We start from the raw sequence: 911 nt of genomic DNA, 5'->3' as shown, positions 1-911 counted from the left end.
TATTATTAGGGAGTATTCTTCCGAATAATATTTCTAAAGTTTTATATTTAGATAGTGACATTATTGTAATGAATTCTTTAAAAGAATTATTTGATATTGATTTTAAAGGGAATATTGTTTTAGGTGTTGCAGATGTTTTTAACAAAGAATATAAAAAGGTTTTAAAGATTCCAAAAGATAAACCTATATTTAACTCCGGTGTAATGTTCATAGATTTAGAAAGATGGCGTAAGGAACAAGTTGAAAATCAATTATTTAAGGTTATTAAGGACTTTGATGGAAAAATAATTCAAGGTGATCAGGGTGTTTTGAATGCAGTTTTATACAATTCATTTAAACCTATATCTCCGAAATATAATTATATGACTATATTTGAAGATATGAGCTATGAGGAAATGATAACATTTAAAAAACCGATTAAATATTATTCAAAAGAAGAAATTAATCAGGCTAAAAGTCAGATTGTTCTTAGACATTTTACAACGAGTTTCTTATCAAGAAGGCCTTGGCAAGAGGGTAGTGTAGTTGCACATGTTGATGAGTTTAGACATTATTACCAAGGTGAGTACAAGATTGTTAGAGATGATATATTTTTAAAAATTTTTAAGATAATTCCTCGCAAAATTGCAATTCAAGTTGTTGGAATTATACAATCAAAAATCAGACCAAAAATTTATAAAATATTGAGGTAAAAAATTTTTATAATGGAAAAACAAGAAATTTTGAAAAAAATACATGAAGAAGAATTGAAACTTTTAAAAAAATGTATTGATGTGTGTGAAAAAAATAATATTCCATATTTTGCTCTAGGTGGTACTCTTTTAGGAGCGGTTAGACATAAAGGATTTATTCCTTGGGATGATGATATTGATTTAGGTATACCTAGAAGTAGTTACAGACAACTTATAGAG

Annotated in this window: 2 protein-coding genes; both read left to right on the top strand. The window is 26.7% G+C overall.

Annotation, left to right across the window (positions count from 1 at the left end):
- The coding region (locus D8837_RS09385) for a glycosyltransferase family 8 protein (protein ID WP_125456879.1) at positions 1–692 on the top strand (692 nt) is incomplete at its 5' end.
- A gap of 12 nt (positions 693–704) precedes the next feature.
- The coding region (locus D8837_RS09380; protein ID WP_142999012.1) for a LicD family protein at positions 705–911 on the top strand (207 nt) is incomplete at its 3' end.

This window comes from Streptococcus mitis, from assembly GCF_003942965.1.
GTDB classification, from domain to species: Bacteria; Bacillota; Bacilli; order Lactobacillales; family Streptococcaceae; genus Streptococcus; species Streptococcus mitis_BH.
This window is presented reverse-complemented; position numbering and strand designations above follow the sequence as displayed.